This is a genomic window from Pseudomonas cerasi, assembly GCF_027983475.1.
GTDB lineage: Bacteria > Pseudomonadota > Gammaproteobacteria > Pseudomonadales > Pseudomonadaceae > Aquipseudomonas > Aquipseudomonas cerasi.
The window spans coordinates 1,756,742-1,780,120 of the sequence record NZ_JAQJVM010000001.1; the positions used below are offsets into that span (position 1 = coordinate 1,756,742).

General features: G+C 60.4%; 22 protein-coding genes and 2 pseudogenes. 6 read left to right on the forward strand and 18 right to left on the reverse strand.

The genetic code is table 11. From position 1 onward, the window contains the following. Window positions 1-94: 94 nt before the first annotated feature. From PI739_RS25070 to ubiE, 11 genes and pseudogenes are all read right to left on the reverse strand, one after another. Window positions 95-958 (reverse strand): methyl-accepting chemotaxis protein, encoded by an 864-nt coding sequence (locus tag PI739_RS25070; RefSeq protein ID WP_445576611.1) that lies wholly within the window; start codon window positions 956-958, stop codon window positions 95-97. A 39-nt stretch (window positions 959-997) separates the two neighbouring features. Continuing rightward, window positions 998-2,011, reverse strand: a pseudogene (locus PI739_RS25075) (methyl-accepting chemotaxis protein); the annotation flags it as partial. A gap of 88 nt (window positions 2,012-2,099) precedes the next feature. Continuing rightward, window positions 2,100-2,807 carry a 16S rRNA (uracil(1498)-N(3))-methyltransferase gene (locus PI739_RS07635; protein ID WP_054081255.1) on the reverse strand — a complete coding sequence of 236 codons (708 nt, stop codon included), beginning with the start codon at window positions 2,805-2,807 and terminating at the stop codon, window positions 2,100-2,102. Next, window positions 2,804-3,604: a twin-arginine translocase subunit TatC gene (tatC, locus tag PI739_RS07640; RefSeq protein ID WP_003365962.1), complete on the reverse strand. Its 801-nt coding sequence runs from the start codon at window positions 3,602-3,604 to the stop codon at window positions 2,804-2,806. The genes PI739_RS07635 and tatC overlap by 4 nt, the downstream gene beginning before the upstream one ends. Further along, the gene (gene tatB / locus PI739_RS07645; RefSeq protein ID WP_003365964.1) at window positions 3,601-4,077 is read right to left on the reverse strand and encodes a Sec-independent protein translocase protein TatB; all 477 of its coding nucleotides are present in this window, start codon (window positions 4,075-4,077) and stop codon (window positions 3,601-3,603) included. Before tatB ends, tatC begins: the two co-directional genes overlap by 4 nt. Window positions 4,078-4,081: 4 nt before the next feature. Then, complete coding sequence (locus PI739_RS07650; protein WP_003316632.1) at window positions 4,082-4,357, reverse strand: twin-arginine translocase TatA/TatE family subunit; 276 nt, start codon at window positions 4,355-4,357, stop codon at window positions 4,082-4,084. A gap of 44 nt (window positions 4,358-4,401) precedes the next feature. Continuing rightward, entirely contained in the window at window positions 4,402-4,734 is a 333-nt protein-coding gene (locus tag PI739_RS07655) for a phosphoribosyl-ATP diphosphatase (RefSeq protein ID WP_002551631.1), read from the reverse strand. Between the two features lie 2 nt (window positions 4,735-4,736). Further along, window positions 4,737-5,129: a phosphoribosyl-AMP cyclohydrolase gene (gene hisI, locus PI739_RS07660; protein ID WP_003432368.1), complete on the reverse strand. Its 393-nt coding sequence runs from the start codon at window positions 5,127-5,129 to the stop codon at window positions 4,737-4,739. A gap of 67 nt (window positions 5,130-5,196) precedes the next feature. Then, window positions 5,197-6,816, reverse strand: a complete 1,620-nt coding sequence (gene ubiB, locus PI739_RS07665) for a ubiquinone biosynthesis regulatory protein kinase UbiB (RefSeq protein WP_003365970.1) — start codon at window positions 6,814-6,816, stop codon at window positions 5,197-5,199. Beyond that, window positions 6,813-7,436 carry a ubiquinone biosynthesis accessory factor UbiJ gene (locus tag PI739_RS07670; protein ID WP_003316636.1) on the reverse strand — a complete coding sequence of 208 codons (624 nt, stop codon included), beginning with the start codon at window positions 7,434-7,436 and terminating at the stop codon, window positions 6,813-6,815. Before PI739_RS07670 ends, ubiB begins: the two co-directional genes overlap by 4 nt. After that, complete coding sequence (gene ubiE, locus PI739_RS07675; RefSeq protein WP_002551635.1) at window positions 7,436-8,206, reverse strand: bifunctional demethylmenaquinone methyltransferase/2-methoxy-6-polyprenyl-1,4-benzoquinol methylase UbiE; 771 nt, start codon at window positions 8,204-8,206, stop codon at window positions 7,436-7,438. Before ubiE ends, PI739_RS07670 begins: the two co-directional genes overlap by 1 nt. A gap of 144 nt (window positions 8,207-8,350) precedes the next feature. Here ubiE and PI739_RS07680 point away from each other — a divergent pair, with 144 nt between their 5' ends. From PI739_RS07680 to PI739_RS07690, 3 genes and pseudogenes are all read left to right on the forward strand, one after another. Continuing rightward, entirely contained in the window at window positions 8,351-8,629 is a 279-nt protein-coding gene (locus PI739_RS07680) for a polyhydroxyalkanoic acid system family protein (RefSeq protein ID WP_003316638.1), read from the forward strand. Between the two features lie 61 nt (window positions 8,630-8,690). Next, window positions 8,691-8,889: pseudogene (locus PI739_RS07685) on the forward strand (phasin family protein); the annotation flags it as partial. Window positions 8,890-8,899: 10 nt separating this feature from the next. Beyond that, complete coding sequence (locus tag PI739_RS07690; protein WP_054081256.1) at window positions 8,900-9,589, forward strand: phasin family protein; 690 nt, start codon at window positions 8,900-8,902, stop codon at window positions 9,587-9,589. Between the two features lie 843 nt (window positions 9,590-10,432). On the opposite strand, the gene PI739_RS07695 is transcribed toward PI739_RS07690, so the two are convergent. The 6 genes from PI739_RS07695 to PI739_RS07720 all read right to left on the reverse strand — a co-directional run bounded on the left by PI739_RS07695 (window position 10,433) and on the right by PI739_RS07720 (window position 17,794). Then, window positions 10,433-10,810 carry a gamma-butyrobetaine hydroxylase family protein gene (locus PI739_RS07695; RefSeq protein WP_003316640.1) on the reverse strand — a complete coding sequence of 126 codons (378 nt, stop codon included), beginning with the start codon at window positions 10,808-10,810 and terminating at the stop codon, window positions 10,433-10,435. 92 nt (window positions 10,811-10,902) lie between these two features. Continuing rightward, the gene (hslU, locus tag PI739_RS07700; protein WP_003365974.1) at window positions 10,903-12,240 is read right to left on the reverse strand and encodes an ATP-dependent protease ATPase subunit HslU; all 1,338 of its coding nucleotides are present in this window, start codon (window positions 12,238-12,240) and stop codon (window positions 10,903-10,905) included. A 66-nt stretch (window positions 12,241-12,306) separates the two neighbouring features. Then, window positions 12,307-12,837 (reverse strand): ATP-dependent protease subunit HslV, encoded by a 531-nt coding sequence (hslV, locus tag PI739_RS07705; protein ID WP_003392345.1) that lies wholly within the window; start codon window positions 12,835-12,837, stop codon window positions 12,307-12,309. A gap of 206 nt (window positions 12,838-13,043) precedes the next feature. Then, a complete protein-coding gene (locus PI739_RS07710) occupies window positions 13,044-13,739 on the reverse strand; it encodes an SPOR domain-containing protein (RefSeq protein ID WP_099266747.1) in 696 nt (231 codons plus the stop codon). 1 nt (window position 13,740) lies between these two features. Beyond that, window positions 13,741-15,477 (reverse strand): arginine--tRNA ligase, encoded by a 1,737-nt coding sequence (gene argS, locus PI739_RS07715; protein ID WP_054081257.1) that lies wholly within the window; start codon window positions 15,475-15,477, stop codon window positions 13,741-13,743. Window positions 15,478-15,574: 97 nt separating this feature from the next. Beyond that, on the reverse strand, window positions 15,575-17,794 hold the full coding sequence (locus PI739_RS07720; RefSeq protein WP_003365984.1) for a primosomal protein N': 2,220 nt from the start codon (window positions 17,792-17,794) through the stop codon (window positions 15,575-15,577). Window positions 17,795-17,963: 169 nt separating this feature from the next. Between PI739_RS07720 and rpmE the strand changes: the two genes are divergently transcribed. From rpmE to PI739_RS07735, 3 genes are all read left to right on the forward strand, one after another. Further along, window positions 17,964-18,185, forward strand: coding sequence for a 50S ribosomal protein L31 (rpmE, locus tag PI739_RS07725; protein ID WP_002551648.1), 222 nt, complete (start codon window positions 17,964-17,966; stop codon window positions 18,183-18,185). Between the two features lie 13 nt (window positions 18,186-18,198). Further along, window positions 18,199-19,002, forward strand: a complete 804-nt coding sequence (locus PI739_RS07730) for a thermonuclease family protein (protein WP_129484606.1) — start codon at window positions 18,199-18,201, stop codon at window positions 19,000-19,002. A 182-nt stretch (window positions 19,003-19,184) separates the two neighbouring features. Further along, on the forward strand, window positions 19,185-20,453 hold the full coding sequence (locus tag PI739_RS07735; RefSeq protein WP_003365988.1) for a malic enzyme-like NAD(P)-binding protein: 1,269 nt from the start codon (window positions 19,185-19,187) through the stop codon (window positions 20,451-20,453). A 353-nt stretch (window positions 20,454-20,806) separates the two neighbouring features. Here the strand turns inward: PI739_RS07735 and PI739_RS07740 are convergent, their stop codons facing one another. After that, window positions 20,807-23,248, reverse strand: a complete 2,442-nt coding sequence (locus PI739_RS07740; RefSeq protein ID WP_376697638.1) for a penicillin-binding protein 1A — start codon at window positions 23,246-23,248, stop codon at window positions 20,807-20,809. Window positions 23,249-23,379: the final 131 nt, after the last annotated feature.

The window sequence follows — 23,379 nt, forward strand, 5'->3', positions numbered from 1 at the left end:
AGATTTCCGAGTACGAAGGAGGGGTGAACGCTGTCACATTTAGTTGGGGAAAATGGCCCGCGCCGAGTGCGGGCGCGGGCTGTGTGCTGACATGTCAGACGGTGAAGCGGCTCACCAGCACCTGAAGGTGGTTGCCCAGTCTTGCGAGTTCTACGCTGGAAGCTGCGGTTTCTTCACTGGCCGCAGATGTCTGCTCGGACACGTCGCGGACGTTGATGATGCTGCGGTTGATCTCTTCGGCGGTGGCGCTCTGTTCTTCGGCGGCGGCGGCGATCTGCTGATTCATCGCCTGGATCGCCGAGACGGTTTTGGTGATGCTTTCCAGCGATCCTCCGGCCCGACGTGTCAGTTCCACGCTGCTGGTGCTCAGCTCGCGACTGCTGTCCATGACCGTTGTGGCCTGCTGTGTGCCGCTTTGCAGGCCGGCAATCAGTGCTTCGATCTCTTCGGTGGATTTCTGCGTGCGCTGCGCCAGACTGCGCACCTCATCGGCAACCACAGCAAAGCCCCGACCGGCCTCACCGGCGCGGGCTGCCTCGATAGCGGCGTTCAAGGCCAGCAGGTTGGTCTGTTCGGCGACCGATTTGATGACGTCCAGCACGCTGCCGATCTTGTCGCTTTCCTGTTTCAGCGCGCCCATCGCTTCGCTGGAGTTGCCCACCGCGGAGGCAAGACGTTCGATTTGCGCAATGGCCTCGTTGACCACTCGTTCGCCATCACGGGCCTGACGGTCTGCCGCCACTGCTGCTTCCGAGGCTTCCTCGGCGTTGCGCGCAACCTCCTGAACCGTTGCCGTCATTTCATGCATGGCGGTGGCGACCTGATCGGTTTCGACCTTCTGGCTGTTGACTCCGGCGCTGGTCTGCTCGGTGACCGCTGACAGCTCTTCCGCCGCGCTGGCGATCTGGGTGACGCCATCGCGAATCCCGCCGACCAGCTCACGCAGGCTCACCGTCATACGTTGAATCGTGGCCTGCAGTTTGCCCAGTTCGTCCTTGCGATCAACCTTGAGGTTGCGACTCAGGTCGCCCGAGGCCACCCGCTCCACTACTTCGAGGGTCTCCTGCAACGGGGTGGTGATCTGGCGAGTGATGACCCACGCCGCGAGAATGCTCAGCACCAGCGCCAACGCCGTAGCGGCAGCGATCATCGTGACCGACTTGGCGCTGTCTGCGTCACGGCTCTTGTTCTGCCGGATGATCAGGTCGTTGCTGGTGTCGAGCATGCTGACGCCCAACGTGGTCATTTTATCCAGTGCGGCCTTGGAGGCGGCCTGGGCATCGCGGTAGCGGCCCACAGCCGCGCGGTAGCCATTGAGCCCGGCGATGGCCTGTTGCAGCATGGGCGAATAAGTGGAAGAAATGTCGCCAGCCAGCGTGTTGATCCCGGTCACCGCGTCATCGATGGCCTTATTGGCGTCTTTTTCGAAATCGGGACGGCCGCTGTAGGTGTAACCACGTACCTGAAAACGCGCCTGCTGAATCAGCTTGCTGACGCCGACGATGCCATTGAAGGCCAGGATGTTATCTTCCTTGAGCAGTTCGGCTTCGATCCTGTCGGCCTGATCCACCGCTTTGTCGGCGTTTTCGCCCATCTGGCTGCGGCTCGCTTCGCGGGTTTCGATCGCCTTGCTCATGTCCTCGAAGGACTGGCGGTAGTCGCGGGTCGCCTGAATCTGGGCATCCAGCAATTGCAGGTTCTCGGGGGATCGCAGCAGGTTCCTGGCGCTTTGCAGCGCGGCGTCCAGCTGATCGAGCGTACTTCTGACCTTCGCTGCGGTCTCTGCGTTGTACAGCGCCTCGTAGCTCATACGGTTGATGCGCAACTGAAGGGTCAGCTCATTGACCTGCGCAATCGCAGTAACACGGTCCCCACGATCAATAAGGGCCTGATTGCTGAACCAGCCGGTGGCCGAAATCATCAGCGTCATCAACAGCACCAGGCCAAAGCCGATCGCCAATTTCAGGCTGACACTCGCATTGGCGAGGCTTTTGGATAACCCACGAGACATGATCACTCCTTGACGTCTTTTGCTCTAAGTATGCAATTGCATCGGCCAGTTATCGGTTAACTGAAGCGATTGAGTCGACACTGACAGCTTAGAACAAGCGGGCGAGAAGGGCCGTTACAGCGGTTTCGACGCGCAGGATACGTTCGCCCAATTGCACGGGCTGCAAACCCGACTGACGCAACAGATCGATTTCGTAGGGTATCCAGCCCCCTTCAGGGCCGATGGCCAGCGTGACTTGCTGTGTGACCGCACGAGGGCAGGCGGGGAAATCACCGGGATGGCCAACCAGGCCCAGTGTGTCGAGCGCGATCTGCGGCAAGCGATCTTCAACGAAAGGCTTGAAGCGCTTTTCGATCACAATCTCAGGCAGCACCGAATCGCGCGCCTGTTCCAGGCCCAGAATCAGTTGCTCGCGGATGGCTTCAGGCTCTAGAAACGGCGTCTGCCAGAAGCTTTTTTCCACCCTGTAGCTGTTCAGCAGGATGACTTTCGGCACGCCCATGGTCGCGACGGTCTGAAACACCCGGCGTAACATCTTGGGACGTGGCAACGCCAGCAGCAGGGTGAGCGGCAGTTTTGCCGGCGGAGCACTCTGCAGTTCGACACGCAGCTCTGCCTCATGGGGTTCAAGGCGCAGCAGTTCGGCATTGCCCAGCAGGCCGTTGACGCGGCCCACCCGCACAGTGTCGCCGACCTCTGCGCGGTGCACCTCCTGCATGTGCTTCAGGCGGCGATCACGCAGAACCACCCGGTCAGCCGCAATGAAATCGGCTTCCTCAAGCAGCAGCAGGTTCACGGTGTGGTCGCGGGTGGCTGGTCCTGCTTGTCAGCGTCCTCGGTCTCATCGTCCGGATGTTCGCCACGCTTCTTGATCATCGTGCTGCACAGTACGCCCAGCTCGAAGAGCAGCCACATTGGCACTGCCAGCAGCGTCTGCGAGAAGATGTCCGGCGGCGTCAGGATCATGCCGACCACGAAGCAGCCGATGATTACGTAAGGGCGGATCTTCTTCAGGTATTTGACGTCGACGATGCCGATCCACACCAGCAACACCACGGCCACCGGGATTTCGAAGGCCACGCCAAAGGCGAAGAACAACGTCATCACGAAGTCCAGGTAACTGGCGATGTCGGTCATCATCGAAACGCCTTCCGGCGTCACGCTGGCGAAGAAGTGGAAAATCAGTGGGAAGACCAGAAAGTAGGCAAACGCCATGCCTGCGTAGAACAGGATGATACTCGACACCAGCAGGGGCACCGCGACGCGCTTCTCGTGCTTGTACAGGCCTGGCGCGATAAAGCCCCAGATCTGATGCAGGATGACCGGCATGGACAGAAACAGCGCGACCATCATGGTCAGCTTGAACGGCGTGATGAACGGCGAGGCCACATCGGTGGCGATCATCGTTGCGCCTTCAGGCAGATAGACTCGCAGCGGTGCCGAGACCAGTGTGTAGATCTTCTGCGTGAAGTAGAACAGGCCGGCAAAAATCAGGAACACTGCCGCAACACAACGCAACAGACGTGTACGCAACTCGGTGAGGTGCGAGATCAGCGGCATTTGCTGATCGTTTTCCGGGATATCAGCGCTCATGGTGCTCGCGGTGGCAATGACGAATCGTGGGCGGGAGGCGTCGGGACCGGTGTGCCGGCGTCAGCCGGTTTCGCGGTTTTCTCCAGCGACAGCTCGGTCTTCGGCGCCGCAGGTTGTGCCGGGCCGATTTCGTGGTGTGCGGCTTCATCGTGCGCGGGGCTTGCCGCTTCGGCTGCTGCCGGTGCGGGCGACGGGTTTACCGGCTCGGAGCCGTTCTCGGGCGGCTGATTGGGCGCGAACATTTTGCGCGCTTCGTCTTCCAGCGAAAGAATGTGCTCGTTGTGCAACTGCCGACGAATCTCGTCAGCCCCGATTTCACGTTCAACTTCCTGTTTGATCGCATTGAAGCTGCGCTTCAACCGACCGATCCATAAGCCTGCGGTGCGTGCAGCACCCGGCAGGCGCTCGGGACCCAGTACCAGCAAGGCAACCAGGCCAACGAGCAGCAGTTCAGAGAAGCTGATACCGAACATGGGCTTAAACCTGGTCTTTGCGGATCGGCTCGTCGACTTTGTGCGCCTGAGCGTCAATAGTGTGCGGCTGATTCAGCGGCGAGCCCTGTGGCGCTGGCTGGGCCTGCTGGGGTTGAGGTGCAGGCTGTTCGGCTGGCTTGTCGTCGTCATTCATCGCCTTGCGAAAGCCCTTGATCGATTCGCCGACGTCGCTGCCCAGGCCCTTGAGTTTCTTGGTCCCGAAAACCAGTACAACGACGATCAGGATGACGATCCAGTGTTTCCAGTCAAAAATACCCATGAAACAGTCCTCGTAAAAGATTTCAAGCTTGAAAGGGGAGAGCGTTACTCTGCCGTGCGAGCGGCTTTTTCCGCGTGGCCGGACAAGCCGAATCGGCGGTCCAGTTCATCGAGCACGGCCTGCGGGTGCTGACCCAGCGCGGCGAGCATCACCATGCTGTGGAACCACAGGTCAGCGGTTTCGTAAATCACGTCACTGCAATCACCGCTGACCGCAGCGTCCTTGGCAGCGATGATGGTCTCGATCGACTCTTCGCCGAGCTTTTCCAGAATCTTGTTCAGGCCCTTGTGATACAGGCTTGCGACATAGGAGCTGTCGGCAGCGGCGTCCTTGCGTGATTCCAGCACTTCGGCCAGACGGGACAACGTATCAGTCATGTTCAATGGCCTGCCTGGTAAATAGCATCAGGATCTTTCAGAACCGGGTCTACGGTCTTCCAGCCTGAATTTTCATACACTCGGTAGAAGCAACTTTCGCGGCCGGTATGGCAAGCGATGCCACCTATCTGCTCGACCATCAGGATAATGACGTCGGCGTCACAGTCCAGGCGCAGTTCATGCAGCTTTTGCACATGACCCGATTCTTCACCTTTGCGCCAGAGTTTGCCACGCGAACGCGACCAATAGATGGCACGGTTCTCGGACGCCGTCAGGCTCAGGGCCTCGCGGTTCATCCATGCCATCATCAATACCCGGCCGGTCTTGTGATCCTGAGCAATTGCAGGCACCAGACCGTCGCTGTTCCAGTGAATCTCGTCCAGCCAGTCTTTCATATCTACTCCGGCAGCCGGCGTTCATGCCCGGCGGATTGAACAGTGTGCCAGCGCCATCCGCTGCTGGCTATCGGCGAACGATCAGATACAGCCCGGCGATGAGCATGATCGCCGCCGGCCACGCGGTGAGCGTCAGCAACTGGGTAGCGGCCTCGCTCATCACCCAGCCCTGTATCGCGCCGCCGACCAGCAATGCCGCGCCGATCAGCCGCAGGACCGGCTCGTCCTTGCGATCGTGCCACGGGCGCGGCGGATCCGAGGCGTGCGGGCGGGACATGCGCTCCAGCAGGTCACGGGTCATGCCCGCGATGTGCGGCAGTTGCTCGACCTGTGATTGCAGATTGCCCAGCAGGGTCTTCGGGCTGACCCGTTCGCGCATCCAGCGCTCCAGATAAGGCTGCGCGGTGCTCCACAGGTCCAGATCAGGGTACAACTGACGACCCAAGCCTTCGATGTTGAGCAGGGTCTTTTGCAGCAGAACCAGTTGCGGCTGGACTTCCATATTGAAGCGGCGCGCGGTCTGGAACAGACGCATCAGCACCTGGCCGAAGGAAATATCCTTGAGCGGCTTCTCGAAAATCGGCTCGCAGACCGTGCGGATGGCCGCTTCGAATTCATTGAGCTTGGTCTCTGCCGGCACCCAGCCCGAATCGATGTGCAGTTGCGCAACGCGACGATAATCTCGTTTGAAAAAGGCAAACAGGTTACGCGCCAGATAATCCTGATCTTCCGGGGTCAGACTGCCGACGATACCGCAGTCGATGGCAATGTACTTCGGCGCCCACGGGTTGACCGTGCTGACGAAAATGTTGCCAGGGTGCATGTCGGCGTGGAAGAAACTGTCGCGAAATATCTGCGTGAAGAAAATCTCCACACCGCGCTCGGCGAGCAGTTTCATGTCGGTGCGCTGATCGGCCAGCGCGGCCAGATCGGTTACCTGAAGCCCGTAGATGCGCTCCATGACCAGCACTTTCGGGCGGCACCAGTCCCAGTAGACTTGTGGCACGTAAAGCAGGTCGGAGCCTTCGAAATTGCGCCGCAACTGGCTGGCGTTGGCCGCTTCACGCAGCAGGTCGAGTTCGTCGTAGATGGTCTTTTCATAATCCATCACCACCTGCACCGGGTGCAGCAGGCGGGCATCGGCGGAGACGCGCTCGGCGGTGCGGGCGAGAATGAACAGCCACGCCAGATCCTGGCCGATGATCGGCTTGAGGCCGGGGCGTACCACCTTGACCACGACTTCTTCGCCGGTCTTCAGGCAGGCGGCATGCACCTGAGCGACCGAAGCGGATGCCAAAGGCTTCTCGTCAAAGCGGCTGAACACGTCACAGATGCGCGCGCCGAGCTGTTCTTCGATCAGCTTGATCGCCAGTTGCTGATCGAACGGCGGCACGCGGTCCTGCAGCAGCATCAGTTCGTCGGCGATGTCCTCGGGCAACAGGTCGCGCCGGGTGGACAGCAATTGCCCGAACTTGATGAAAATAGGCCCCAGGTCCTGCAGCGCCAGACGAAAGCGTACGCCCCGGCTCAGCTCGGATTTGCGCCGTGGCAGCCAGCGCCAGGGCAGCACGAAACGCAGCGCGAGCATCCACCACGGCAGGGGCAGGGCGAACAACAGGTCATCGAGGCGATAGCGGATAACGACACGTTGAATGCGAAACAGACGGCGGACGGCAAGCAGCTTCATGCGTTATCGCTGGTATTGAGGGAGTGGGCAAGGCGGGCAAAGCGCGCCTCGAGGCGTTCCAGATCGAGCTTGATCTGGTCGAGTTCGGCAAATCGTGCTTCGGCTTCATGCTTGCCTACAAGGGTGCGCGATTCTTCGCTGAGGTAGTCGGCAACGTTCTGGCTGAGGCTGTTGAAGCTTTCCCGCGTCCAGCGCCCACTGTTGCGCAGGTGGCTGCTGAACAACTGGCTGGCCACCGGGCCGATCCAGTTGGACAGTTCGTGTTCCCAGTCCAGCTCCAGGTCCTGAAGAATGCCGACCAGTTCCAGCAGCGCGCCGCTGTCACCGTCGAGTTCTACATCCGGGCCGTGCAACACAGCGGTTTTGTCTTTGCTCAGGGCCAGGCGCACCAGGCTGGAAGCCGGCGCGCGCAGGGTGCAGTCAGCCTCGGCAGCCCAGTCAGCGGCGAGCAGCAAGCCTTCGTCGCTGGGCAGGATGAACAGCTTCAGGGACGGATCGCGACAGTCCACCGCAATGACACGTCCGGACAGACGCGCCATGCGTGGCAGCGCGGTGCTGTCCAGGCGCAGCACCCGATTGATGCCGTGCTCGATGCTGGCGAGCAGCCCCCGGAGCAACATCAGGGTTTGATACCGCGATGCAGGGCCACGACGCCGGCAGTCATGTTGTGATAGGTCACGCGGTCAAAACCGGCTTCTACCATCATCGACTTGAGGGTTTCCTGGTTGGGGTGCATGCGGATCGATTCGGCCAGATAACGGTAGCTTTCCGAGTCATTGGTGACCAGCTTGCCCATCAACGGCATGAACGCGAACGAGTAGGCGTCGTAGGCCTTGGACATCAGCTTGTTGGTCGGCTTGGAAAACTCCAGTACCAGCAGACGACCACCCGGCTTGAGCACGCGCAGCATGGAACGCAGGGCGTCTTCCTTGTGCGTCACGTTGCGCAGGCCGAACGCGATGGTCACGCAGTCGAAATGGTTGTCCGGGAATGGCAGCTTTTCGGCGTCTGCCTGGACGAACTCGACGTTGCCCGACACACCCAGGTCCAGCAGGCGGTCACGGCCGACCTTGAGCATGGAGGCGTTGATATCAGCCAGTACCACCTGGCCGGTCGGACCGACCAGGTTGGAGAATTTGCGGGTCAGGTCGCCCGTACCGCCAGCAATATCCAGCACGCGGTTGCCGGTGCGGACGCCGGACAGCTCGATTGCGAAACGCTTCCACAGGCGATGCATACCGCCGGACAGCAGGTCGTTCATCAGGTCGTACTTGGCCGCTACCGAATGGAAAACCTCAGCGACTTTTTCTGCCTTCTGGCTTTCCGGTACATTTTTGTAACCGAAGTGAGTCGTAGGTTCGGCATCGCTGCCTTTGCGCTGATCGTTCATATCGCTTCACCGGAATAGAGTGCGGGTCATTCTAATCGCCAAGGCCGGCTTTGTCTTGACAAGGCTCACCTGCAACGCTTTCTTGGATGCGGGCGGGTGTATATAGTTGCGCCGCATTTCATATGACGATCAAGGAAGCCTCCGATGGCCAAGATAACCGTTGAACGCCCGCACGCCCTGGGCCTTGAGAAGGCTCGCGAAAAGGCCGAGCAACTGGTCGAGAAGCTGTCCACCCGATACGGACTGGCTCACGAATGGGCTGGCGATACCGTAAAACTGGAGGGCAAGGGAGCCAAGGGTGAGGTCGAGGTCGAAGAGGCTTTGATCCGCGTCAACATCGAGCTGAACTTCATCCTGTCGGCCATGAGCGGTTCGATCAAGACAGAAGTCGAGCGCGTTCTGGACAAGGCGCTCGCTGCCTGAGCGTTGTACGCAGCCCATTTTTTTCTTCGCCGCCGTATGCCCATGCGCTCTTTTGTGAGCGCAAATCGACAGAATCGAGCGTGCTTTCGACCTTAGAGTCGCAAAGGCCTTGAACCGGGTCGGTATCCCGTCTAAACATGATGTAGACACGCTCTTTGCCAGGCTCGATGAGCTGACGGCATTGCTCGAGCGTGTCGGGCCGATAAAAGCTCGAACGCTGCGTGCCGAAACGACTCGGGTGTTCCAAGTCTGGACGATAAGGAGAACAGGATGGCTGGCAAGAAAAAAACCGACAAAGATGGCAGCTCCTGGATGGGCGAGGTTGAGAAGTACTCTCGTCAGATCTGGCTGGCTGGTTTGGGCGCGTATTCCAAGATCAGCAATGATGGCAGCAAGCTTTTCGAGACCCTGGTGAAGGACGGCGAAAAAGCCGAGAAGCTGACCAAGGCAGAAGCGCAGAAGCAGCTCGATGACGTCAAGAGCACCAGCAAGTCGGCCAAGTCCCGTGTGGACGACGTGAAAGACCTTGCGGTTGGCAAGTGGAACGAGCTGGAAGAGGCTTTCGACAAGCGCCTGAATGGCGCGATTTCACGCTTGGGTGTGCCGAGTCGCACTGAGGTGCAGGCGCTGCACAGCAAGGTCGACCAGCTGAGCCGACAGATCGAGCTATTGGTGGGCGCGAAAGCCAAACCGGCTGCCTCGCGCACTGTGGTGGCCAAACCGGCAGCGGCGAAGAGCGCGGCAAAACCGTTGGTCAAGGCTGCTGCCAAACCTGTCGCCAAAGTGGCGGACAAGAATGTAGCGGCCAAGCCAGCCGTCAAGAAAGTAACGGCCAAGCCCGTCGAGGCTGCCAAAAAGCCTGCCGCAGCGAAAAAACCAGCGGTAAGAAAGCCAGCCGCCAAACCTGCGGCCAAGCCTTCTACGCCGGCCGCATCGGAAAAACCCGCGATTCAGTCCTGATACCCGGCTGCAACAAAGAAGACCGGACGCAGAGCGTCCAGAACGGCATACCCACGCGGAGCATGGGTACGATGGTGTTCTTACGGGCGACTATCGTTCCTCACGCTCCAGCGTGGGAATGCAGTGGGTGACGCTCTGCGTCACAGATCTACGCCGCAACCGTGTTCAGGGATGACGCAGAGCGTCCAGAGCGGCATACCCACGCGGAGCATGGGCACGATGGTGTTCTTACGGACGACTATCGTTCCTCACGCTCCAGCGTGGGAATGCAGTGGGTGACGCTCTGCGTCACAGATCTACGCCGCAACCGTGTTCAGGGATGACGCAGAGCGTCCAGAACGGCATACCCACGCGGAGCATGGGCACGATGGTGTTCTTACGGGCGACTATCGTCCCTCACGCTCCAGCGTGGGAATGCAGTGGGTGACGCTCTGCGTCACAGATCTACGCCGCAACCGTGTTCAGGGATGACGCAGAGCGTCCAGAGCGGCATACCCACGCGGAGCATGGGCACGATGGTGTTCTTGCGGACGACTATCGTCCCTCACGCTCCAGCGTGGGAATGCAGTGGGTGACGCTCTGCGTCACAGATCTACGCCGCAACCGTGTTCAGGGATGACGCAGAGCGTCCAGAGCGGCATACCCACGCGGAGCATGGGCACGATGGTGTTCTTACGGACGACTATCGTTCCTCACGCTCCAGCGTGGGAATGCAGTGGGTGACGCTCTGCGTCACAGATCTACGCCGCAACCGTGTTCAGGGATGACGCAGAGCGTCCAGAACGGCATACCCACGCGGAGCATGGGCACGATGCTGTTCATGCGGACACCTGTAAGGCGGGGTCAGAGCATCAGTTTGATGACGTGTTCGGAAGGGTCGCGGGATTTGCCGGCTTTCTCAAGCTCCTGCAAGTAGTCTTCCCACAGCGAAGCCTGGCGTGTGGCCAGTTCGTACAGGTATTCCCAGGTAAACAGGCCGCTGTCATGGCCGTCATCGAAGGTCAGCTTAAGCGCATATTGCCCGGCAGGCTCGACCTTGGTCAGGCCGACTCCCAGTTTGCCGAATTGCAGGATCGGCCGGCCGTGGCCCTGAACTTCCGCAGAAGGGGAATGCACCCGCAGAAATTCGGCGGGCAAATGGTATTCCTCATCCGGCGCGTATTTCAGCGTCAGGGTCTTGGAGGCCTTGTGCAACTGGATGGCAGTGGGCAGTGCGGGCATGGCTGCAGTCTCGGGTTTTAAGCGTCGGGCAGAAGCAAAAAGCTGCAAGAGTGAACAACCTCTTGCAGCCTGAAATGCCAACCGCGTGTGGCTTAGAGAATATAACGCGACAGGTCTTCGTTTTCTGCCAGATCACCCAGGTGACTATTGACGTATTCCGCGTCGATCTCGATCGGCGCTGCGTCAGGGTTGATGGCCAGGTCTCCGGCGCTGAACGAGACTTCCTCAAGCAGGCGCTCAAGCAGCGTATGCAAGCGGCGGGCACCTATGTTCTCGGTCTTCTCGTTGACCTGCCAGGCAATCTCGGCCAGACGCTTGATGCCTTCAGGCTTGAACTCGATCTTCAGGCCTTCGGTCTTGAGCAGCTCGCGATACTGTTCGGTCAACGATGCATGCGGCTCGCTGAGGATACGCTCGAAGTCCTGTGGCGACAGCGCCTTGAGTTCAACGCGAATTGGCAGGCGGCCCTGCAGCTCGGGGACCAGATCGCTTGGTTTGCTCAAATGGAATGCGCCCGACGCAATAAACAGGATGTGGTCGGTCTTGACCATGCCCAGTTTGGTGTTCACGGTGCAACCTTCGATCAGCGGCAGCAGGTCGCGCTGCACGCCCTCACGGGACACGTCGACACCGCCCGAATTACCGCGCTTGGCAACTTTGTCGATCTCGTCGATGAACACGATGCCGTGCTGCTCGACCGCTTCCAGTGCCTTGGCTTTCAGCTCTTCTTCATTGACCAGACGGCCAGCTTCTTCTTCGCGTACCAGCTTGAGCGCTTCCTTGACCTTGAGCTTGCGGCTCTTGGTTTTGCCTTTGCCCATGTTGGCAAACAGGCTCTGTAACTGATTGGTCATCTCTTCCATGCCAGGCGGCGCGGAGATATCGACACCAACGGCTTCGTTGATCTCGATTTCAATTTCCTTGTCATCCAGCTGGCCTTCGCGCAAACGCTTGCGGAACAGCTGACGGGTATTGGAATCGCTGCTCTGCGCCGGGTCCTCGTTGAAACCCACCCGGGCAGGTGGCAGCAGGGCGTCGAGAATGCGCTCTTCGGCGGCATCTTCGGCGCGGTGACGCACCTTGACGATTTCCTGTTCACGCAGCAGCTTGATCGCAGCATCGGCCAGATCACGGATGATCGACTCTACATCACGACCCACATAACCCACTTCGGTGAATTTGGTGGCTTCGACCTTGATGAACGGTGCGTTGGCGAGCTTGGCCAGACGACGGGCGATTTCGGTCTTGCCGACACCGGTCGGGCCGATCATCAGAATGTTCTTGGGGGTTACTTCGACACGCAGTTCTTCAGGCAACTGCATGCGGCGCCAGCGATTGCGCAGGGCAATGGCCACGGCGCGCTTGGCATCGTCCTGGCCGATGATATGGCGGTTAAGTTCATGGACGATTTCGCGGGGAGTCATTGACATGGTTATTCACGGTCCTCTGTTGCGGGCAAGTCGATGGGGCCACAGGGTGTGCGGCCCGGCAGCGGCTTAGCCAGCGAGGTCCTGCTCCTCAATGGTGATGTTGTGGTTGGTGAACACGCAAATGTCGCCGGCGATATGCAGTGAAGTCTCGGCAATTTCGCGGGCCGACAGGTCGGTCTTGAGCAGCAGGGCGCGTGCTGCGGCCTGAGCGAATGCGCCGCCGGAGCCCATGGCGATCAGGCCGTCCTCGGGCTCGACCACGTCACCGTTGCCGGTGATGATCAGCGAGGCGTCCTTGTTGGCGACGGCCAGCATGGCTTCAAGACGGCTCAGTGAGCGATCGGTGCGCCAGTCCTTGGCCAGTTCGACGGCTGCACGAACCAGATGCCCCTGGTGTTTTTCCAGCTGGGCCTCGAAGCGTTCGAACAGCGTGAATGCATCGGCGGTCGCGCCAGCGAAGCCGGCGATCACTTCACCGTGATACAGGCGGCGTACCTTTTTGGCGTTGCCTTTCATGACGGTGTTGCCCAGAGAAACCTGGCCGTCGCCAGCCATGACGACTTTACCGTGGCGGCGCACTGAAACGATGGTGGTCAAGGGAGAGTCTCCACACTGCGGGGCGAAAATGCCCTGATGCAAACTCATATGGGGGTGTGGGTGAGTATTTCAACCTTGAGGATGAACAGCGAGGATAACTGGCGGCTGACTGCCGGAGGCATAAATCTCCGGCAGTTGTAACGGCCTCTTCGTGAGCAAGCTCACTCCCACCTATAGCGCAGAGCGCTTTGCGCGCTCTGTTTCAGCTAGCGGCTCTGACGCTGTTGCAACAACAGGTTACTAAATCCGCCGCTTGCCAGTTGTTTCTGGGCGGTGGTCAGTTGTTCGCGGTTGCTGAACGGGCCGACCAGTACGCGATACCAGGTTTCATCCTTGACGGTGCCCGACTCGACGGTAGAGGTCTGACCCAGCAGGATGATTTGCGCGCGAACCTTCTCGGCGTCAGCCTGTTTGCGGAACGAGCCCGCCTGCAGGAAGAACGTCGTCACCGCGGCCGGCTTGGTGGTCACAACCGGTGGCGCTGGCGGAGGCGTCAAGCCACTGAGGGCTGCCTGGGCACGTGCCGTGTCGATCTTGGCTGCCTGTTCCGGCGAGACCGGTGCTGTCGGTGCCACTGGCGGCGGGGTCTTCTCCGGCACGGCTTCGTTCGGCACGATCACTTCCGATTCCGGCAGCAATGTATAGAAGTCGTACTTGGGTTTGACCGGCGCCGTCGGGCTCGGTGGTGTCTTGTTCGCCTCGGCGATCTTCGCGGCCTTGGCGTCCGCCTTGACCCGCTTGACGTCATCGCCACCGGGCTCGAGCTTCATCAAAAAGACCACGAATGCGCCCACGGTCAAGCCAATCGCCAGCCACAACCATCCTGGAATCGGCTTCTTCGCGGGTGCCTGATAACGGCTGGCGCCCCGCTTGGGTGCCGGTTTCTTCTTCGCAACTGCCAACTTACATACGCTCCAGAGTTTCCAGACCCAATAGGTCCAGGCCTTGCTTGAGGGTGCGGCCGGTCAGGGCAGCCAGACGCAGACGGCTCTGTTGCTGATCGGGGTTTTCCGCACCAAGGATCGGGCAGTTTTCGTAAAAGCTCGAAAACAGACCCGCAAGGTCATACAGGTAAGCACAAAGTACGTGCGGTGTGCCTTTTTCTGCGACGTTGTTCAGTGTTTCGGTGAATTGCGCCAGACGTGCGGCCAGTTCCTGTTCCTGCGGCGCTGCGAGGACAATCTGGCCCTTGCTGGCGTCAAACGCGCTGCCCAGCTTGCGGAACACGCCCGCCACACGGGTGTAGGCGTACAGCAGGTAGGGCGCGGTGTTGCCCTCGAAACTGAGCATCTGATCGAAGTTGAAGCTGTAATCGCTGGCGCGGTGCTTGGAAAGGTCGGCGTATTTCACCGCACTGATGCCCACGGCCTTGGCAATGCTGCGCAATTCTGCTTCAGCGACTTCCGGGTTCTTTTCCTTGACCAGGGTGTAGGCGCGCTCTTCGGCTTCATCGAGCAGGTCGATGAGCTTGACCGTGCCGCCGTCGCGGGTCTTGAACGGGCGGCCATCGGCGCCGTTCATGGTGCCGAAGCCCATGTGTTCGAGCTGCATGCCGTCATGCACGAAACCGGCGCGGCGCGCCACTTCGAACACCTGCTGGAAGTGCAGGGCCTGACGCTGGTCGACGAAATACAGCACGCGGTCGGCCTTGAGCACCTTGCTGCGATAACGGATCGCTGCCAGGTCGGTGGTGGCGTAGAGATAACCGCCACCGGCCTTCTGCACGATGACCGGCAACGGCGTGTCATCGGCGGTGCGGAATTCTTCGAGGAACACGCATTGTGCGCCATTGCTCTCGACCAGCAGGCCTGTGGCTTTCAGGTCGTTGACCACATTGGCCAGGTCATCGTTATAGGCGCTTTCGCCCATCACGTCGGCCGGGGTCAGCTTGACGTTAAGGCGCTCGTAGGTCTCCTGGCAGTGCGACAGCGAGATGTCCTTGAAGCGCGTCCACAGCGCCAGGCACTCGGCATCGCCGGCCTGCAGCTTGACCACCAGACCACGAGCACGCTCGGCGAACTCTTCGGACTCGTCAAAGCGTTGCTTGGCGGCGCGGTAGAAGTTTTCCAGGTCGGACAGCTCGTCGCTGGTCGCTGGCTTTTCCTGCAGATAGGCCAGCAGCATGCCGAACTGGGTGCCCCAGTCGCCCACGTGGTTCTGACGAATGACCGTGTCGCCGAGAAACGTCAGGACGTTCGCCACGCCGTCGCCAATGATGGTCGAGCGCAAATGGCCAACGTGCATTTCCTTGGCCAGATTCGGTGCCGACAGATCGACGACCACGCGCTGTACAGCGCCCGCCTTGCGGACTGACAGGTGCGCGTCGGCCAGTGCAGCGTCGAGGCGTGCGGCCAGCGCGGCAGTGTTCTGGAAGAAGTTCAGGAAGCCCGGCCCGGCAATTTCGACCTTGCTGACCTGCTCGTCGGCCGGCAGTGCGGCGATCAGCTTTTCAGCCAGATCGCGCGGTTTCATGCCGGCAGGCTTGGCGAGCATCATCGCGATATTGCTGGCGAAGTCGCCGTGCGTCTTGTCGCGGGCGTTTTCCACCTGAATCGCCGGCGTCAGCCCTTCTGGCAAGACGCCCTCGGTGACGAGACGGGTCAGGGCTTGTTGAATCAGCTGGCGAATCGTGTCTTTCATGGTGCTCTCTTCGACCGCAAGCGCGGTGGCGCTTCGATGCGCGGGTGGAAAAACTCTGCATTATCCGTTGCTCAAGCCTGCTTGCCAACGGCGTGACTTAATAAAGATCCACAGGATCCACATCCAGCGACCATCTGACCTGCCGGCCGCTGGGCATTTGCTCCAGCGCGAGCAGCCAGGTGGCAAGCAATTTATGCAAGGGCGCACGGGCGCTGGACTGCACCAGCAACTGCGCGCGATAACGTCCGGCGCGGCGTTCCATCGGTGCCGGAACCGGGCCCAGCAGCTCAATGCCGCCCAGCGCCATCTGCGCAACCAGTTGCTCCGCATCGCTGCAGGCCTGATCGAGAAAGGCCTCGGCCTGTCCCGGCTTGTGCGCTTCGGCGCGCAGCAGTGCGAGGTGTGAAAACGGTGGCAGACCCGCCGAACGGCGCTCGCTCAAGGCCTGTTCGGCAAAGGCGAAATAACCCTGCTCGGTCAGCTGAATCAGCAGTGGATGGTCGGCCAGGTGGGTCTGGATGATCACCTTGCCAGGTTCTTCGGCGCGCCCGGCACGGCCTGCCACCTGAACGATCAGTTGCGCCATGCGCTCGCTGGCGCGAAAGTCGCCGGAAAACAGCCCGCCGTCGGCGTCCAGAATCGATACCAGCGTGACCCGGGGAAAGTGATGGCCCTTGGCGAGCATTTGCGTGCCGACCAGAATGCATGGCTGGCCGCGCTGGATCGTCGTGAACAGCTGGTTCATGGCGTCCTTGCGCGACGTGCTGTCGCGGTCGACACGCAGCACGGGGTAGTCCGGAAACAGAATCGCCAGGCGCTCTTCGGCGCGCTCGGTGCCGGCGCCTACCGGGCGCAAATCCACCTTGCCGCACGACGGACACTGGCGCGGTACACGCTCGACATACCCGCAGTGATGGCAGCGCAGTTCGCCCGAGCGCTGGTGCACGGTCATGCGTGCATCGCAGCGCTGGCAGCCGGACATCCACCCGCAGTCGTGGCACAGCAAGGTGGGTGCAAAGCCGCGACGGTTGAGGAACACCAAGACCTGCTGGCCTGCCGCGAGCGTCTGACCGATGGCCTGCTGCATGGGCCCGGAGATGCCGCTGTCCAGCGGTCGGCTCTTGACGTCCAGGCGCATGAAACGCGGCTGCTGTGCGCCGCCCGCGCGCTGATTCAGGCGCAGCAGGCCGTAGCGGCCAGTGTAGGCGTTATGCAGGCTTTCCAGGGACGGAGTGGCCGAGCCCAGGACAATCGGAATGTTTTCCTGACGCGCCCGCACCAGGGCCAGATCGCGGGCGTGATAGCGCAGACCTTCCTGCTGTTTATAGGAGCCGTCGTGTTCCTCGTCGATGATGATCAGCCCGGGGTTTTTCATCGGCGTGAACAGCGCCGAACGCGTGCCGATGATGATGTCCGCCTCGCCATCGCGAGCCGCCAGCCAGGCATCCAGCCGTTCGCGGTCGTTGACCGCCGAGTGGACCAGCGCAATGCGCGCATTGAAGCGCTGCTCGAAGCGCGCCAGGGTCTGCGGGCCGAGGTTGATTTCCGGGATCAGCACCAGCGCCTGCTTGCCCGCCTCGAGGGTCTCGCGGATCAGTTGCAGATAGACTTCGGTCTTGCCGCTGCCGGTGACGCCGGCCAGCAGGAACGCATGAAAGCTGTCGAACCCGGCGCGGATCGCTTCGTAAGCGGCGCGTTGTTCGGTGTTGAGCGGCAATTCAGGCTGGGCCAGCCAGTGTTCATGGCGTGCGCTGGGCGCATGGCTGCGGACCTCGACGTACACCAGCTCCTTGGCCAGCAACAGGTTGAGGCTGTCCTTGTTGAGCATCAGCTTGCTGAGCAGTTGATGCGCCACCCCGTGCGGGTGCTGGGCAAGGGTGGTCAGGGCCTCGCGCTGCTTGGGCGCGCGGGCGATGCGCGGATCGTCGACGCTGGCACCCGGTGCAACGTGCCAGAAGCGTTCCTGGCGGCTTTCGGCCAGTTCGCCCTGACGCAGCAACACCGGTAAGGCCCAGCTCAGCGTGTCGCCCAGGCTGTGCTGGTAATACTGCGAGGTCCACAGGCACAGTTTGAACAGCGCAGGTGGCAGCGGCGCTTCGCTGTCGAGCAGGGCGATTGCCGGCTTGAGCTTGTCGGCGGGCACTTCGCTGTGATCGACCACTTCCACCAGAATGCCGATCATTTCCCGGCGTCCGAACGGCACTCGCAGACGCATGCCCGGCTGCAAGGCGCTGCGCGACACGCCCGCTGGGGCGCGGTAGTCGAACAGGCGGCGAAGCGGCGAGGGCAGGGCAAGGCGCAGGATGGCGTCGGGCACGCGGTGTTTCCCTGTGGTGATAAGTGATGACGGAGGCGCGATCTTAGCAGACGACCGGTGTGAAGGTTCGCTTGCGTCGTTGCAATTGTCTGGTACTATCCGCAGCCTATTTCCGTGCGGTATTCAACAATAGTGTTGAGTGGCGGCGCGTTAGACCGAGGAAGTACCGATGAAAGCTGATATCCATCCAGTTTACGAAGCCATTGACGCTACCTGCAGCTGCGGCAATGTCATCAAGACCCGTTCCACCCTGGCCGCTCCTCTGAGCCTGGACGTGTGCAACGAGTGCCACCCGTTCTACACCGGCAAGCAGAAGACGCTTGACGTTGGCGGCCGTGTCGACAAGTTCAAATCCCGTTTCGGTGCGTTCGGCGCTACCAAAGCGAAGTAAGACTGGCTGCCCTATGGGCATCTCCAGACTGCTTGAAAAGGCGCTCCTTGTGGGCGTCTTTTTTATGCCCGCGATTTGGGTGTCCGGCGCGCAGGCCTTCTGCCCGGCACCTGCCTCGTTGCCGGTCGCACAGGTACAGCGTGTAGTCGACGGCGACACCTTGAAGCTGATCGATGGCCGCAGCGTGCGGATGATCGGGCTCAATACGCCTGAAACCGGCAGGAAAGGCCGGTCTGCCGAACCGTTTGCCGAGGCTGCCAAAAAGCGCTTGCAGGCGCTGGTGAATGAAAGCGGCGGCAAGGTTGGTTTGCGTATCGGTCCGCAGGGCAAGGATCATTACGGCCGCACGCTGGCCAACGTCTATGACCGTAAAGGCGCCAACCTTGAGGCGCAGTTGCTCAGCGAAGGGCTGGGCTATCTGGTGGCCGTTGCGCCCAATGTCAGGCTGGTCGCTTGCCAGCAGGGCGCGGAGCGTCAGGCACGTCAGGCGCGTCTGGGTGTATGGCGTAATTCGCCAGTGCAGTCCTCGACCCGGCTGAATAAAAGCGGGTTCGCGATTGTGTCCGGTCAGGTCAGGCGTGTGCAGCGCAACCGCGGTGGTATCTGGATCGAGTTGCAGGGCTCGCTGGTCTTGCGTGTCGCGCCTGACCACCTGAGTGCCTTCGATACGGCGATGCTCCAGCGCCTCGAAGGGCAGCAGGTCGAAGCGCGTGGCTGGGTCGTCGATCGCTCCCGACGCGGAGGCCTTGAAGCGGGGCAGTCCCGCTGGCTGCTGCCACTGACCCATCCCGCAATGCTGGACGTTTCACGTCGCTAGACGCGGCCTTCAAACCGGTGATCTGACGAGCGTGACCGAGTGTTCACGTTTCAGGTCTCTAAGCGTAAAGTCTAAGCCCGAGCCTATTGACAGCAGTGACTGGTCAGTCTTGTTAGGACTATGCATCTTGCGTATCCTCGGCGGTCCGTCTGTCCCACAGTAAAAAAAGCGGAATCCAATACATGTCAGATCTGAAAACTGCCGCGCTCGAATACCATGCCAATCCTCGTCCGGGGAAGCTGAGCGTCGAACTCACCAAGCCGACCGCAACCGCTCGTGACCTGGCTCTGGCCTACAGCCCTGGCGTTGCTGAACCCGTGCGTGAAATTGCCCGTGACCCCGAGCTGGCTTACAAGTACACCGGCAAAGGCAACCTGGTAGCAGTTATTTCCGATGGCACCGCGATTCTCGGCCTCGGCGATCTGGGTCCGTTGGCTTCCAAGCCGGTCATGGAAGGTAAAGGCGTTCTGTTCAAGCGCTTCGCCGGTATCGACGTTTTCGATATCGAAGTCGATTCCGAAAGCCCACAGGCCTTCATCGACACCGTAAAACGTATCTCCATCACCTTCGGTGGCATCAACCTGGAAGACATCAAGGCACCTGAGTGCTTTGAAATCGAGAAAGCGCTGATCGAACAGTGCGACATCCCGGTTTTCCACGATGACCAGCACGGCACCGCTATCGTGACAGCGGCCGGCATGATCAACGCGCTGGAAATCGTCGGCAAGACCCTCGATTCGGCGAAGATCGTCTGCCTGGGCGCTGGCGCTGCGGCCATCTCCTGCATGAAGCTGCTGGTGAGCATGGGCGCGAAGATCGAAAACATCTTCATGGTCGACCGTACTGGCGTTGTCCACTCCGGCCGTACCGACCTTAACCAGTACAAGGCTGCGTTCGCTCACGCTACCGAGAAGCGCTCGCTGACTGACGCGCTGGATGGCGCTGACGTATTTGTAGGCCTGTCCGGTCCTAACCTGCTGAGCGCTGAAAACCTCAAGCTGATGGCCAAGGACCCGATCGTGTTCGCCTGCTCGAACCCTGATCCGGAAATCTCCCCGGAACTGGCTCACGCCACGCGCAGTGACGTGATCATGGCCACTGGCCGTTCGGACTACCCGAACCAGGTCAACAACGTACTGGGCTTCCCGTTCATCTTCCGCGGTGCTCTGGACGTTCGCGCCAAGCGCATCAACGAAGAAATGAAAATCGCCGCGGCCAACGCCCTGCGCGAACTGGCCAAGCTGCCTGTGCCACAGGAAGTCAGCGACGCCTACGGCGGCATCAAACTGGAATTCGGTCGTGAGTACATCATTCCGAAGCCAATGGACACCCGCCTGCTGGGCCTGATCGCCGATGCAGTGGCCAAGGCCGCTATCGAAAGCGGCGTTGCCACCCTGCCGTATCCGAAGCACTACCCGCTGACCAGCGTGGATGATGTGTTCAAGGGCTGATCCCTGACCCAATAAAAAACCCCTGCAGCGATGCAGGGGTTTTTTTATGCCTTGGATGCCCTGCTCTTGTGGGGCATTTTCAGGGATTGAACTAGCCTCTTCGCGAGCAAGCTCGCTCCCACATAGCCCCGGATTATCCTGAAAGTCCCCGAATCCGTGGGAGTGAGCTTGCTCACGAAGAGGCCTGTGCAGCCGCTGAAAATCTATTGACCCACTAATACGCCTTCGCGAGCAAGCTCGCTCCCACAAAGCTCCGGATCGTCCTGAAAGTCCCCGACTCCGTGGGAGTGAGCTTGCTCACGAAGAGGCCTGTACAGCCTCTGAAAATCTACTGATCCATTAAGTCTGTGCTATCAGAACAAATCGATCGGCGCTGACTCATCTGCCGGCAACGGGCTGCCCGGTGCGCTGCTGCCGCCCAGTTCGTTGACGCTTGGCGGTGTGTCTTCGCTTTTGAACAGCTCGAAGAATGCGTTCGGCGTGCTTGGCGTGGCGGCGCGGCCACTCAATGGGTCGACGCGCAGGCTGAGAATGCCTGGCGGTTCGGCCTGCTGATGCGGCGGCTTGTCCTTGAGCGCGGCGCTCATGTAGTCCATCCAGATCGGCAGCGAGACCGTGCCACCGAATTCGTGACGGCCAAGACTTTCAGGCTGATCGAAACCACTCCACACCGTGGTCACGTAGTCCGCGTTATACCCGGAGAACCAGGCATCCTTGGAATCATTGGTGGTACCAGTCTTGCCAGCGATGTCCGGTCTGTTCATGGACAGTGCGCGGCGCCCGGTGCCGCGCTTGATCACGTCCTGCAGCATGCTGTTCAGAATGTACGTGGTGCGCGCATCGACCACACGCTCTGCCACTGCGGGCGCCTGAGGCTGAGCAGGTGCCCTTGGCTCACCGGTGACCACGCTCGGGCTGTCATGTACCGCGAAGGTCGAGGTGTTGGGCGCGGTATTGACGTCATTGACCGGGACGCTTGGCGGGTTGGCGACAAACAGGGTCTGGCCGTCACGGTTCTCGATGGTCTGGATCAGATAAGGGCTGACCTTGTAACCGCCGTTGGCGAAGGTCGCCCAGCCGGTGGCGATTTCCATCGGGGTCAATGTCGCCGTACCCAGTGCCAGCGACAGGTTGCGCGGCAAATCCTGCTTGGAGAAGCCGAAGCGGGTGATGTAGTCGATGGTGCTGTCGATGCCGAGGGCCTGGAGCAGGCGGATCGATACCAGGTTACGAGACTTGTACAGCGCCTCGCGCAGGCGGATCGGCCCAAGGAAGGTGTTAGTGTCATTTTTCGGACGCCATACCTTGTCCAGGTATTCGTCGACGAACACGATAGGCGCGTCGTTCACCAGGCTGGAAGCGGTGTAACCGTTATCGAGCGCAGCGCTGTAGATGAACGGCTTGAAGCTGGAGCCCGGTTGACGTTTGGCCTGCATGGCGCGGTTGTAGTTGCTCTGCTCGAACGCAAAGCCGCCGACCAGGGCGCGAATGGCACCGTTTTGCGGATCAAGCGACACCAGGGCGCTCTGCGCGACGGGAATTTGACTGAATTTCAGCGAGCCATCGTCCTGGCGCAGCAGACGAACGAGGTCGCCGACCTTGGCAACGTCAGCCGGCTGCTTCGGATTGGCGCCCAGGCTGTTGGTATTCAGGTAAGGACGCGCCCACTTCATGGTGGCCCAGTCGACGGTTTCTTCCTTCTCGCCGTTGCGGGTCAGAACGCGTAGACCGGTCTTGTCGACCTGCGTCACGATGCCGGGCTCGAGGCCGTTGATCATGCGCTGCTTGGTCAGTTCCTGTACCCAGTTGGCGCGGGTCATGCCCGGGAAGCGGCTTTCCGGACCACGGTAGCCGTGGCGCTGGTCGTAATCGATCAAGCCCTGCTGAATGGACTTGTTGGCGTGCTCCTGAAGGTCGCTCGGCACAGTGGTGGTAACGCGGAAGCCTTCTGTATAGGCCTCGCTGCCATAACGGCCGACCATTTCAGCCCGCGCCATTTCAGCGATGTACGGTGCATTCACTTCCGGCGTCGGCACGTGATAACTGGCGTTGAGCGGCTCATTCAACGCGGCCTGGTAAGCGGTCTGGTCGATCTTGCCCAAGCGATACATGCGGCCCAGGATCCAGTCGCGACGTTCCTTGGCACGGGTCGGGTTGGCCAGTGGGTTGAAACGTGACGGTGCCTTGGGCAGACCGGCAATCATGGCCATTTGCGCAAGGCTTACATCACGGATCGACTTGCCATAGTAGACTTGCGCCGCCGCCTCGATCCCATAGGCGCGGTTACCCAGATAAATCTTGTTGACGTACAGCTCGAGAATCTCGTCCTTGGTAAGTTGGCGCTCGATTTGCAAGGCCAACAGAATCTCGGTGGTTTTGCGCGAAAAGCTGCGCTCGCTGGTCAGGAAGAAGTTTTTCGCGACCTGCATGGTGATGGTACTGCCGCCTGACTGGATATGGCCGCTCTTGACCAACTGAGTGGCGGCGCGCATCAGGCTGCCCGGGTCGACGCCATAGTGGTTGGCGAAGTTGTCGTCTTCGGCCGACAGCAGTGCGTTGATGAAATTGGGCGGGATTTCCGCGAAGCGAATCGGCGTGCGGCGCATTTCACCGAACTCGGCAATCAGCTTGCCGTCGCTGGTGAACACGCGCAGGGGGATTTGCAGTTGAATGCTTCGCAGCGCGTCAACGGATGGCAGGGTCGGGCTCAGGTAAAGAAACGCGCCGCTCAGGCCAAGCAACAGCGAGCAGAATACCGCGACGAGGGACCACCAGAAAAACTTCAGCAGGCGTATCAAGGCTTTTGGATTTCCAGAAAAAATAATGGGTTAAGCGCAGGCATTTACAAATGAACACGCCTTGAAGCTTTGTTAAATGAAAAAAACGCTGGGCATTATAAGCATTTTTCGTCCCCAAGCGTGATTTG

Excerpts from the sequence above, each read along its gene's own strand:
- PI739_RS07735 (WP_003365988.1), top strand. The coding sequence starts at position 19,185 with ATGTCAGATCTGAAAACTGCCGCGCTCGAATACCATGCCAATCCTCGT.
- rpmE (WP_002551648.1), top strand. The coding sequence starts at position 17,964 with ATGAAAGCTGATATCCATCCAGTTTACGAAGCCATTGACGCTACCTGC.
- ubiB (WP_003365970.1), bottom strand. The coding sequence starts at position 6,816 with ATGAAGCTGCTTGCCGTCCGCCGTCTGTTTCGCATTCAACGTGTCGTT.
- PI739_RS07650 (WP_003316632.1), bottom strand. The coding sequence starts at position 4,357 with ATGGGTATTTTTGACTGGAAACACTGGATCGTCATCCTGATCGTCGTT.
- PI739_RS07680 (WP_003316638.1), top strand. The coding sequence starts at position 8,351 with ATGGCCAAGATAACCGTTGAACGCCCGCACGCCCTGGGCCTTGAGAAG.
- ubiE (WP_002551635.1), bottom strand. The coding sequence starts at position 8,206 with ATGAACGATCAGCGCAAAGGCAGCGATGCCGAACCTACGACTCACTTC.
- PI739_RS07670 (WP_003316636.1), bottom strand. The coding sequence starts at position 7,436 with ATGTTGCTCCGGGGGCTGCTCGCCAGCATCGAGCACGGCATCAATCGG.
- tatB (WP_003365964.1), bottom strand. The coding sequence starts at position 4,077 with ATGTTCGGTATCAGCTTCTCTGAACTGCTGCTCGTTGGCCTGGTTGCC.
- PI739_RS07690 (WP_054081256.1), top strand. The coding sequence starts at position 8,900 with ATGGCTGGCAAGAAAAAAACCGACAAAGATGGCAGCTCCTGGATGGGC.
- PI739_RS07655 (WP_002551631.1), bottom strand. The coding sequence starts at position 4,734 with ATGACTGATACGTTGTCCCGTCTGGCCGAAGTGCTGGAATCACGCAAG.
- PI739_RS25070 (WP_445576611.1), bottom strand. The coding sequence starts at position 958 with ATGACGGTGAGCCTGCGTGAGCTGGTCGGCGGGATTCGCGATGGCGTC.
- argS (WP_054081257.1), bottom strand. The coding sequence starts at position 15,477 with ATGAAAGACACGATTCGCCAGCTGATTCAACAAGCCCTGACCCGTCTC.
- PI739_RS07730 (WP_129484606.1), top strand. The coding sequence starts at position 18,199 with ATGGGCATCTCCAGACTGCTTGAAAAGGCGCTCCTTGTGGGCGTCTTT.
- tatC (WP_003365962.1), bottom strand. The coding sequence starts at position 3,604 with ATGAGCGCTGATATCCCGGAAAACGATCAGCAAATGCCGCTGATCTCG.
- PI739_RS07695 (WP_003316640.1), bottom strand. The coding sequence starts at position 10,810 with ATGCCCGCACTGCCCACTGCCATCCAGTTGCACAAGGCCTCCAAGACC.
- hisI (WP_003432368.1), bottom strand. The coding sequence starts at position 5,129 with ATGAAAGACTGGCTGGACGAGATTCACTGGAACAGCGACGGTCTGGTG.
- hslU (WP_003365974.1), bottom strand. The coding sequence starts at position 12,240 with ATGTCAATGACTCCCCGCGAAATCGTCCATGAACTTAACCGCCATATC.